This is a genomic window from Paenibacillus anseongensis, assembly GCF_009757995.1.
In the GTDB taxonomy this organism is placed as follows: domain Bacteria; phylum Bacillota; class Bacilli; order Paenibacillales; family NBRC-103111; genus Paenibacillus_E; species Paenibacillus_E chondroitinus.
In genome coordinates this window covers 1-8409 of sequence record NZ_WSEM01000014.1, presented here as the reverse complement: position 1 = coordinate 8409, position 8409 = coordinate 1, and the positions used below count along the sequence as shown (strand labels likewise).

The 8409-nt window shown below is 46.1% G+C and carries 7 protein-coding genes, 22 tRNA genes and 1 rRNA gene; 28 read left to right on the top strand and 2 right to left on the bottom strand.

Annotation, left to right across the window (positions count from 1 at the left end; translation table 11 throughout):
* The first annotated feature begins 151 nt into the window (after positions 1-151).
* The 27 genes from rrf to GON05_RS14675 all read left to right on the top strand — a co-directional run bounded on the left by rrf (position 152) and on the right by GON05_RS14675 (position 5389).
* Positions 152-268 (top strand): 5S ribosomal RNA (gene rrf, locus GON05_RS14805).
* A gap of 48 nt (positions 269-316) precedes the next feature.
* Positions 317-393 (top strand) — tRNA-Ile (locus GON05_RS14800).
* Positions 394-421: 28 nt separating this feature from the next.
* Positions 422-497: transfer RNA gene (locus tag GON05_RS14795), tRNA-Ala, on the top strand.
* A 3-nt stretch (positions 498-500) separates the two neighbouring features.
* Positions 501-573: transfer RNA gene (locus GON05_RS14790), tRNA-Asn, on the top strand.
* 19 nt (positions 574-592) lie between these two features.
* A tRNA-Ser gene (locus tag GON05_RS14785) sits at positions 593-681 on the top strand.
* A 23-nt stretch (positions 682-704) separates the two neighbouring features.
* Positions 705-778, top strand: a tRNA-Met gene (locus GON05_RS14780).
* A 15-nt stretch (positions 779-793) separates the two neighbouring features.
* Positions 794-882, top strand: a tRNA-Ser gene (locus GON05_RS14775).
* Positions 883-903: 21 nt separating this feature from the next.
* A tRNA-Glu gene (locus tag GON05_RS14770) sits at positions 904-978 on the top strand.
* Between the two features lie 26 nt (positions 979-1004).
* Positions 1005-1080, top strand: a tRNA-Val gene (locus GON05_RS14765).
* A gap of 23 nt (positions 1081-1103) precedes the next feature.
* Positions 1104-1180: transfer RNA gene (locus GON05_RS14760), tRNA-Asp, on the top strand.
* 17 nt (positions 1181-1197) lie between these two features.
* Positions 1198-1273 (top strand) — tRNA-Thr (locus GON05_RS14755).
* A 9-nt stretch (positions 1274-1282) separates the two neighbouring features.
* Positions 1283-1364, top strand: a tRNA-Tyr gene (locus tag GON05_RS14750).
* Between the two features lie 20 nt (positions 1365-1384).
* Positions 1385-1457, top strand: a tRNA-His gene (locus tag GON05_RS14745).
* Positions 1458-1470: 13 nt separating this feature from the next.
* A tRNA-Gln gene (locus tag GON05_RS14740) sits at positions 1471-1542 on the top strand.
* Positions 1543-1552: 10 nt separating this feature from the next.
* Positions 1553-1628: transfer RNA gene (locus GON05_RS14735), tRNA-Lys, on the top strand.
* Positions 1629-1647: 19 nt separating this feature from the next.
* A tRNA-Leu gene (locus GON05_RS14730) sits at positions 1648-1727 on the top strand.
* A 37-nt stretch (positions 1728-1764) separates the two neighbouring features.
* Positions 1765-1836 (top strand) — tRNA-Gly (locus GON05_RS14725).
* Positions 1837-1840: 4 nt separating this feature from the next.
* A tRNA-Cys gene (locus tag GON05_RS14720) sits at positions 1841-1911 on the top strand.
* 15 nt (positions 1912-1926) lie between these two features.
* Positions 1927-2012 (top strand) — tRNA-Leu (locus GON05_RS14715).
* Positions 2013-2033: 21 nt separating this feature from the next.
* A tRNA-Arg gene (locus GON05_RS14710) sits at positions 2034-2110 on the top strand.
* A gap of 5 nt (positions 2111-2115) precedes the next feature.
* Positions 2116-2194, top strand: a tRNA-Leu gene (locus tag GON05_RS14705).
* Positions 2195-2200: 6 nt separating this feature from the next.
* Positions 2201-2274: transfer RNA gene (locus GON05_RS14700), tRNA-Pro, on the top strand.
* 13 nt (positions 2275-2287) lie between these two features.
* A tRNA-Gly gene (locus tag GON05_RS14695) sits at positions 2288-2358 on the top strand.
* A 694-nt stretch (positions 2359-3052) separates the two neighbouring features.
* Complete coding sequence (locus GON05_RS14690) at positions 3053-3244, top strand: hypothetical protein (RefSeq protein ID WP_157319811.1); 192 nt, start codon at positions 3053-3055, stop codon at positions 3242-3244.
* Positions 3245-3572: 328 nt separating this feature from the next.
* Positions 3573-4151 (top strand): TetR/AcrR family transcriptional regulator, encoded by a 579-nt coding sequence (locus GON05_RS14685; RefSeq protein ID WP_157319810.1) that lies wholly within the window; start codon positions 3573-3575, stop codon positions 4149-4151.
* A gap of 94 nt (positions 4152-4245) precedes the next feature.
* Complete coding sequence (locus GON05_RS14680; RefSeq protein ID WP_157319809.1) at positions 4246-4683, top strand: HEAT repeat domain-containing protein; 438 nt, start codon at positions 4246-4248, stop codon at positions 4681-4683.
* Positions 4684-4756: 73 nt separating this feature from the next.
* Positions 4757-5389: a spore coat protein gene (locus tag GON05_RS14675; protein ID WP_157319808.1), complete on the top strand. Its 633-nt coding sequence runs from the start codon at positions 4757-4759 to the stop codon at positions 5387-5389.
* 48 nt (positions 5390-5437) lie between these two features.
* Here the strand turns inward: GON05_RS14675 and GON05_RS14670 are convergent, their stop codons facing one another.
* Positions 5438-6187, bottom strand: a complete 750-nt coding sequence (locus GON05_RS14670; protein ID WP_157319807.1) for a YqcI/YcgG family protein — start codon at positions 6185-6187, stop codon at positions 5438-5440.
* Between the two features lie 62 nt (positions 6188-6249).
* Positions 6250-6837, bottom strand: coding sequence for a DUF1989 domain-containing protein (locus GON05_RS14665; RefSeq protein WP_309491818.1), 588 nt, complete (start codon positions 6835-6837; stop codon positions 6250-6252).
* 176 nt (positions 6838-7013) lie between these two features.
* Here GON05_RS14665 and GON05_RS14660 point away from each other — a divergent pair, with 176 nt between their 5' ends.
* Positions 7014-8087: an FUSC family protein gene (locus GON05_RS14660; protein WP_157319805.1), complete on the top strand. Its 1074-nt coding sequence runs from the start codon at positions 7014-7016 to the stop codon at positions 8085-8087.
* The last annotated feature ends 322 nt before the right edge of the window (positions 8088-8409 follow it).

Below are 8409 nucleotides of genomic sequence, written 5' to 3'. Positions count from 1 at the left end.
AATGCATGCAGCTGACGAATACTAATCGGTCGAGGGCTTAACCTAATATAGGGATCTTTTGACGAAGTCAAAAGTCTCTCAGCTTGAAACCTAAGAATTACTTTACAAACGTTTCGTATCTAGTTTTCAAGGCGCAAACACGCTTTGACTGTTTGGTGATGATGGCGGAGGGGACCCACGCGTTCCCATCTCGAACACGACCGTTAAGCCCTCCAGCGTCGATGGTACTTGAACCGCAGGGTTCTGGGAGAGTAGAACGTTGCCAAGCAGTACCCCTTGTGGGTGCTTTAAACGCCACAGGAGTAGTTATCAATTTTGGCCCTTAGCTCAGCTGGTTAGAGCGCACCCCTGATAAGGGTGAGGTCGGTGGTTCGAGTCCACTAGGGCCAACCATTAATTTTTAGTTCCAGACAAGTCTTAAGGGGCCATAGCTCAGCTGGGAGAGCGCCTGCCTTGCAAGCAGGAGGTCAGCGGTTCGATCCCGCTTGGCTCCACCATATTCCCTGATAGCTCAGTTGGTAGAGCACTCGACTGTTAATCGAGTTGTCACAGGTTCGAGTCCTGTTCGGGGAGTCCTAACCCATAAATACTAGGAGAAGTGTCCGAGCTGGCCGAAGGAGCACGATTGGAAATCGTGTAGGCGTCACAAGCGTCTCGAGGGTTCGAATCCCTCCTTCTCCGTTTCTTATAAATTTAGACATTATGGCGGCGTAGCTCAGCTGGCTAGAGCGTACGGTTCATACCCGTAAGGTCGGGGGTTCGAGCCCCTCTGCCGCTAGTAATTCGTTATATTGGAGAGATACCCAAGTGGCTATAAGGGGACCCTCTGCTAAGGGGTTAGACTGCGTAAGTGGTGCGAGGGTTCGAATCCCTCTCTCTCCGTTGTAAATTTTCATTCAGCATGGCCCGTTGGTCAAGTGGTTAAGACACCTCCCTTTCACGGAGGTAACAGGGGTTCGAGTCCCCTACGGGTCACCATTCTTAACTTAGAATTTTATTCCCATGGAGGCTTAGCTCAGCTGGGAGAGCATCTGCCTTACAAGCAGAGGGTCGGCGGTTCGATCCCGTCAGCCTCCACCATACATGTTCAACTTTATAAATGTGGAGCCGTGGTGTAGAGGCCTAACATGCCTGCCTGTCACGCAGGAGACCGCGGGTTCGAATCCCGTCGGCTCCGCCATTATAACAATTGAATATGCCGTTGTAGCTCAACTGGTAGAGCAACTGACTTGTAATCAGTAGGTTGGGGGTTCAAGTCCTCTCGACGGCACCATTGCTTTATGGAGGCTTAGTGAAGTGGCTAAACACGGCAGACTGTAAATCTGCTCTCTCCGAGTTCGGTGGTTCGAATCCATCAGCCTCCATTTCTTTACCTTTTAATGTGGCGGTCGTGGCGAAGGGGTTAACGCACCGGTTTGTGGATCCGGCATTCGCGGGTTCAAGTCCCGTCGTCCGCCCATTACCTTTCATTGGGGATTAGCCAAGCGGTAAGGCAACGGACTTTGACTCCGTCATGCCAAGGTTCAAATCCTTGATCCCCAGTTTCTTTCATGAGTCATTAGCTCAGTTGGTAGAGCACCTGACTTTTAATCAGGGTGTCGTAGGTTCGAATCCTACATGACTCACCATTTGCCTTGTTTACAGCATGCGCGTATGGCGGAATTGGCAGACGCACTAGACTTAGGATCTAGCGGGCGACCGTGGGGGTTCAAGTCCCTCTACGCGCATCATTCCTCAAAATGTTTGAGGAAACCCCATTATCATGCGGAAGTGGCTCAGGGGTAGAGCATCGCCTTGCCAAGGCGAGGGTCGCGGGTTCGAATCCCGTCTTCCGCTTTTTGGCGCTATAGCCAAGTGGTAAGGCAGAGCTCTGCAAAAGCTTTACCCCCAGTTCGAATCTGGGTAGCGCCTTCTGCCTTTAAGCAAGCCGGAGTGGCGGAATCGGCAGACGCACAGGACTTAAAATCCTGCGATAGGTGACTATCGTACCGGTTCAAGTCCGGTCTTCGGCATTATTTATCTCAATTTCATACGCGCCCTTAGCTCAGCTGGATAGAGTATTTGACTACGAATCAAAAGGTCGGGAGTTCGAATCTCTCAGGGCGCGCCACATATGCCGGCGTGGCGGAATGGCAGACGCGCTCGACTCAAAATCGAGTTCTCACGAGTGGAGGTTCGAGTCCTCTCGCCGGTATTTTCTCGGGACGTAGCTCAGCTTGGTAGAGCACCTGCTTTGGGAGCAGGGGGTCGCATGTTCAAATCGTGTCGTCCCGACTTTTAACATCATGCGGGTGTAGTTCAATGGTAGAACTTCAGCCTTCCAAGCTGGTAGCGTGGGTTCGATTCCCATCACCCGCTTTAAGCAAAGACCACCTTCGGGTGGTTTTTTGCTTTAGCGATGAGGAAGAGAAGCCACAGGGTTCGACCGTCCGTAAAGACATCATAGAGTAAACCAAAGTAGGACGAGCGTCCAAATATACCACCAGTGCTTCCGAAGGAAGCTTTAAATAAGAATTTGGAGTATTCCCATCACCCGCTTTAAGCAAAAGGCCACCTTCGGGTGGTTTTTTGCTTTATCGGTAGGGAAGAGAGACCACAAAGGGTTCGACCGTCCGTGAAGACATCATAGAGTAAACCAAAATAGGACGAGCGTCCAAATTTACCACCAGTGCTTCCGAAGGAAGCTTTTAAATAAGAATTTGGAGTATTCCAATCACCCGCATTAAGCAAAAGACCACCTTAGGGTGGTTTTTTGTTTTAGCGTACAAATAAGAGAACACCAGGGCACTATTCTAGCAGAAATAGCCCTTTGAGCAGGTGTAGGGGAACAGGGATCCCTTATTTCATTATTTAAGTCAGCCAGTTGCCCCATCTAGCCAAATAGAAGCCTGAAGTTCCCCAATGGTGCTCTCCTTTGCTGCGGATGGGGTTTATGGATGAAGCATCAACTGTGAATATTTTAGCATAAGGACTAAGACAAACAGACAAGCATAGGCGAATATACATATACGGATTCATCAAAAGTTGATTATCAACTAGGAGGTGTTTCGGTATGGTTTTTTGGATAATCGTCGTTGTCATTGTTGTAATCGGTTTGTTAATCTGGGCTAGCAGGAAGAAGAAAACGGCGGTAGAAACAACAGCAGTGAAAACACATAAGGAGTGCTCCTACTGTAATGAGGAAATCGAAATCGATGCGGCAGTTTGCAAGTACTGCAGGGGGATTGTGGTAAGCTCAAGCTAACTCGATACATGATAAAAGCAAAAAGCAAAAACCTGAGGGAAACCAGCCTCAGGTTTTTGTGCATTCATGTTATGCTGCAGCAGCCGAAAAGGCACGCTGTTCCTACTGATAAATGACCACTGGTTACGAATATATTTATACTAATGGTCATAATTCAACTCGAAAAGTAGAGTCTAAAATATGAGAAATTAAATATATCATGTTATTATAAAATTCGATTTCCATAAATTTTTGTACCTACGGTCATTTTATGAATTGAACAAACCCGTCGTTTCCTCTATACTTGGAATATACAGCGTAAACATTAGCGATAAACGGAGATGACTTAATGAACCGTGAGGAAAAAAAGCGGGCAACGCGCAAAAAAATCATAGACACAGCGCTAGAACTGTTTGCGGAGCAAGGTTACGAAGCGACAACGGTTCATCAGATCACGGAACGTGCTGGTGTTGCGAAGGGAACTTTTTTTAACTATTTTGCTACGAAAGAAGAAGTGTTCTGTGATATTCAGACATTCTGGGCGTCGACGGAGTTCGTTAAGCTGAAGGATAAAGTTGGGCCAATTCTCCCTCATTTGCGGGAGTTTCTTATCGAATTGGTGAGGCTCGTACCTTATACCCGACAACTTGCCCGTGCATTATTTCAAAGCAATCTTAGCAACGAGAAGTCATTGTCTAATCAGTTGGAGATGTTGGAAGAGCTAAAATTAGTGCTCATTCCTGTCATAGAAGAAGCTCAAAAACGAGGAGAATTCTCAACCGTTTTCCCGGCAGAAATGATAGCGGACCAAGCTATTCAAACGTATATGGGCGTATTAATTACCTGGGGCATGGGGATGGGCGATGAGAGGCTTAATACGCAAATGGCTGTCAGTTTCGAGCTGTTTTTTCGAAGTCTGCAGCCATAGATCTATTTCATTGGCGCTCCGGCCCAAAAAAGTGTAACATCATTGTAGTAAAAAAACATGCGCAAATTGCAGCAGTCGAAGGAGCTTGAATCAGTTGAATATAGAAGTAAACAATGAAGTACCTGCCAATTTTGAGGAGCTAAAAAAATCCGCAAATCGTTCATCCAATTGGAGAGAACGTCAGGATGCTGTTGAACAATTAGGTCAATGGAATGATCAACAGAGCATAAATATTTTGACTCGTATAATGACCAGTGATGCTGTATATCCCATTCAAGAGCTGGCTTACCGCAAACTTAAAGCTTTTGGTGAAGATGTTCAGCTGCCGCCACGGAAAAAAGGGGATTTGGTCAAAGGTGCAGGCAAGGTATTCGTACGCATTAAAAAGAGCTTGCCGGAAGGCCATACCTTTGAAGCATTCAAGGAAAAGCTCCAAAAAACCAGAACTGACGTGTACGATACGTACGAAGGGGACAAGGGCGCTGACTTTGATCATTGGCTTGAGACCACTTGGGCTTCATTGCTGAAGTAAGAGAAACGTATAATTTCCACTAATCTAACTCATATTATCGAAGTTACCAATCCATATCAAAGGAGACTTCGAGATGCAGCAGCAAACACCATACAACAACATGAATCAAATGGCGCCTAACATGAACCATGGGGGACATGAGCTATTTGATTTGCATGAAGTGTTAGCATGTACCATTAATGTACTTGATCAGTTTATGATTTTCAGACAGTTCGTCCAAGATCCCGAGCTTCTGGACATTTTGGATCATCAGTACAGCTTCACCCTCTACCACTACAATTTAACGGCAGAGTGCTTTACTACAGGGCAGAAGCCGAGCCAAGAGACACAGACCTACATGATACGGAATCTGTCTCAGCCCATCTATGGAATCAAGCCTACTCAGCCCAAAAAGCCGAACCAATCGTTGGCTGATGTAAAGGATGCTGGAATTAGCGCACATATGCTGGGGCTTATCAAGTCCCATGCCTCGCTATTAACGATGACCTCCGTCGAGGTGACGAACCCTACAGTGCGTCGTGTGCTGGCTTCCCAAGTGCAGAACTTTATTGAGATGGCTTATGAAATTTTCTTGTATCAAAATAGAAATGCTTATTATCAGGTTCCACAACTGGATACAGCTGATATGCAGAAAATGCTGAATACCTTCGTCCCGGCTCAGGGCATGCCGCAAATGCCTCCAAATAATCGGGCAACGATTCATTAAAAGATAAAAAACCAGCTAGGTCTGTTTAAACCTCGGCTGGTTTTTTAGTTACTTCTTTTTCATGGCCATAGACGCAAAAGGGCATTTAGGTGCTACACTTTCATCGTCACGCAGAAAATATTGCTCCCACTCCAGATTGTCTGTCTGACCATACCATTTGAGTGAGGGATGCGCTGGAACGCCGTCGTACTCGACCAGTTTCTGACGAATCAAGCTTTTCATATTGCGTCCGAAAGCGGTAGAATCATTGATTTCCTCAAAAACCCATCGGGGCTGGAAGGTGATTAGAAAATAAGGTGTCCACCGGCTTCGGCGAACCTGATGGGCAGGTGTCCCGCAAAAGGCGAAGTACGGATGCCCACTATAACAGAACTCCCAAGCATGGTGGGAGGGGTCTTGAGGGATATGTGCGGGCCATGGGACCGGATCTTTGGCGCTTACCCGGCTTAATATGGACCAGAAGACCTGTTCATAATCTTCTACAGAGAAATTAGCCGTCATGTCTGTTGGCGTTTCAAAAAATATAACAAGCGAAGCGTACCGACCGGTATCACGGGAGCATTCACCGTACTGATACAGCAGCTGCGCAGTCTCTTCAATCGCTTTATCGGATCTGGGATCTGCTGCAAAGCCAAACCGCAAGCTGTCGGTGAGATACCCTTGCCGCCCTGGGATGCAGGGGTACATGCGTTCATCATCAGCAATCATATGCCCAAACTTGCGAAAGGCGTCTTGCTGCCAAGCAGGCAGCTCTTTTCCATTGTGATCCAGCCAACTCTTAGATTTCAAATGAACCATAACCAAACCCTCCTTCTTCCATTCGGAGCATAGTATGCTGAGTGGAAGAGTTGGGTGAATGCCTACATGATTTCTACATCGATAGGTGAGCACTTGAACCCATTACATGCGCTCTCGGAGCACGGACAAGCAGACACCGCTATGATTAAATCCATTTCCGCCCGAAGCTCAATATAATCGCCAGCCTTCGATAGCGGCCTCTCAACCGTAATTTCCCCTGATGGATGTATGACGGTATTCATAAATAAGTTGACGGGGTAATGTTGATCAGGGGCAGGGATTGCAAACTCGGCTAAAGCCTGATTTAGGTTATGATAACAGCTTGCATGATCCTTTTTATTGTATAGCACCTCGTACATTTCGCTGCGGCAGGCTGGATTAATGAAATCGTGTTGACCTACGCGATCGGTTACGATGGTTAACATTGGCTTGTATGTATTAGTATAAAGCAGATCCCCTGGATTCACTTTCAGTTTATGAAGGGAATCCATTGTAACTCCCGGGTCCAGCCGTTCCCTAAAGTCGTTATCACGATAGGCGACAAAGTCAGCGACTTGCTCGCCTTCTACATCGGTTATTCTAACCGTTTGACCTTTGCCGAGCTTGAATCCAAGCCCCTGGGTGGCCGGAATACGCCATTTTTGTTTGATCATAGGTGCCTCCAAAACGAGTTTATGGAAATTACTTTAACAGTATGGCTTCAGCAAGAGACTGTCATGCAGTTGGACTAGCAGAATTGAACTAGGGAGCTAAGAGCTTATTTTGCATCAAACCCATTACCTGTGTAAGATAATAGGGAATTAATATTTTCTATGAGGGGGATTTCATGGTTTTCGGTGCGCGTGTTTGGAAAACGGGTATCGCCGTTGCTTTGGCCTTATACATAAGTGCCTGGCTAAATTTTACTCCTCCTGTCATTGCTGCTGTTGCTGCTATCTTTGCTATGCAGCCTTCGATTTACCGGTCGTGGCGCTACTTTCTGGAGCAGCTGCAGACGAATATTCTTGGTGCGGCATTGGCTCTGCTGGCGGGTATGTTTTTCTCAAATAATGTCATTGCTATTGGCATTGTCTGTATTATTGTCATTATTCTCAGTCTTAGAATGCGTATGGAAGAAACGATAGGTCTTACTTTGGTTACCGTTGTTGCGGTGATGGAGGCTTCAGGGGAATGGGAGTTCGCGCTTAATCGGCTGCTTCTTAGCTTGATTGGTATCGGATGCGCCTTTGTGGTGAATATATTCTTCTTTCCGCCAAAACCTAAGGAGCAATTTGCTGCACAGATTCAGACTATTTTCAGCAAAATGTCACTCCTTCTTCGCACAGTGATCTCCAATGAAATGAAAGAAACGGTGTTTCGTGAGGAAAAAGAAAGCCTTCGCAGCGGTCTCAAATCTCTATCTGAAAAATACAGACTCTTGGAAGAAGAGATCAAAAAACTCAAAGGCAAGGGGAATGGCTTCAGCCGCATACGCGAGCTTGTTGTATACAAACAAAAGCTGCTTGCTATGTATAAAGGGTTAGAAGTGATTGAAGCCGTAGATGAACATTACTTTCAGGCCGCTCGAACCGAAGCGATTGATGACTATTTTGATCAACATATGGAAAAGTTAATAAAATTCCACGAACATGTGCTGCTGAAATTCGATGATAAGCTAAAAGAGGACAGCACGGAGGGCATGGAAATGGAAGCTGAGAATGATCGCTTCATGACGGTTCTCATTGAGCGTTATTCTCAACAACCGCAGGGATTATTGCGTTTATCCGTAGTGGCTGCCGCTATGTATGACTATGGTCATCAAATTGCACGTTTGGATAAGCTTGTCGAGTATGACCATCGTGGTGAAAGTGAAGAAAGAGAACCACTGGAATTACTGCTTAAAGGTATCAGGTTAAAATAGCTCTTAGCTTAGAACCGTGGAGCCTCCCAGTTGTCAGATAAGATCTGGTGCTAGGAGGTTCTTTTCATAAAATGAAGGACAAGGCTTGCTTTCCAAATTCGTATGTGCTATATTATGATTCTTGCTCCGAACGGAACAAGGCGCAAGCCGAGATAAAGATCTGAACGTGTTGAATATCTTCACGAATGGATGTAAAAATTAAAGCTTGCAATTGAAAAACAGATATGGTATATTACTTCTCGCTGCTTCGGTAACACGGCAGTGAGCGAAAGAAATTGATCTTTGAAAACTGAACAACGAGTGAGTAAGCACAGTCGAGTAA

Bases quoted from the DNA above. Each gene is read 5' to 3' on its own strand.
- GON05_RS14690 (WP_157319811.1), top strand. From the start codon at position 3,053: ATGGTTTTTTGGATAATCGTCGTTGTCATTGTTGTAATCGGTTTGTTA.
- GON05_RS14670 (WP_157319807.1), bottom strand. From the start codon at position 6,187: ATGGTTCATTTGAAATCTAAGAGTTGGCTGGATCACAATGGAAAAGAG.
- GON05_RS14660 (WP_157319805.1), top strand. From the start codon at position 7,014: ATGGTTTTCGGTGCGCGTGTTTGGAAAACGGGTATCGCCGTTGCTTTG.
- GON05_RS14685 (WP_157319810.1), top strand. From the start codon at position 3,573: ATGAACCGTGAGGAAAAAAAGCGGGCAACGCGCAAAAAAATCATAGAC.
- GON05_RS14675 (WP_157319808.1), top strand. From the start codon at position 4,757: ATGCAGCAGCAAACACCATACAACAACATGAATCAAATGGCGCCTAAC.